This window comes from Mycobacterium sp. E735, assembly GCF_001666955.1.
Lineage (GTDB): Bacteria > Actinomycetota > Actinomycetes > Mycobacteriales > Mycobacteriaceae > Mycobacterium.
The window spans coordinates 1-795 of sequence record NZ_LZIX01000070.1; the positions used below are offsets into that span (position 1 = coordinate 1).

1 protein-coding gene and 1 pseudogene are annotated in these 795 nt (G+C 59.4%); one reads left to right on the forward strand and one right to left on the reverse strand.

Going from position 1 to position 795, the window contains the following annotated elements:
* The coding region (locus A5704_RS05465) for a class I SAM-dependent methyltransferase (protein WP_067887761.1) at positions 1 to 672 on the forward strand (672 nt) is incomplete at its 5' end.
* Positions 673 to 698: 26 nt separating this feature from the next.
* Here the strand turns inward: A5704_RS05465 and A5704_RS28220 are convergent.
* A pseudogene (locus A5704_RS28220) lies at positions 699 to 795 on the reverse strand (class I SAM-dependent methyltransferase); the annotation flags it as partial.

Sequence of the window (795 nt, forward strand, 5' to 3'; positions counted from 1 at the left end):
GGGATGACGCTACTGGACATCGGTTGCGGCTGGGGAGGAGCGCTGCACCGGGCGATCGAGAAATATGACGTCAACGTGATCGGGATCACGCTGAGTCGCAACCAGTTTGCCTACAGTAAGGCCAAAATGGCCGCCATCCCCACCGACCGCTCCGTCGAAGTCCGGTTGCAGGGCTGGGAGGAATTCGACGACAAGGTCGACCGAATCGTCAGCATCGGCGCCTTCGAGGCGTTCAAGGCCGACCGGTGGCCGGCCTTTTTTGAACGTGCCCACCACATCCTGCCCGACGACGGTCGGATGCTGTTGCACACCATTTTGACCTATCAATGGCAGCAGATGCCCGCACTCGGCATCAAGCTGACTATGCGCGATGTGAGATTCGCGCGATTCATCGGCACCGAGATTTTTCCGGGCGGCCAGCTGCCGACGCAGGAAGATATTTTCAAATTCGCTGAGCCCGCCGGATTCTCGGTCGAAAAGGTGCAATTACTGGGTGAGCACTACGAGCGGACTCTCAATATATGGGCGGCAAACCTGGCGGCCAACAAGGACGCGGCCATCGCGATCCAGTCGCAAGAGGTCTACGACCGCTACATGAAGTACCTGACCGGCTGCGCGAAGCTGTTCCGCCAGGGTTACACCGACGTCGACCAGTTCACGCTGCAAAAGTAGCGGAACGACCCCCAGCTCCTCGCCGCCTACTTCACGAGGGTGAACTGGCCCACATTGCTGATGCCCTTGCGGAAGAAGTCCTCGCAGCCGGTCAGGTACTTCATGTAGCGGTCGTAGACCTCT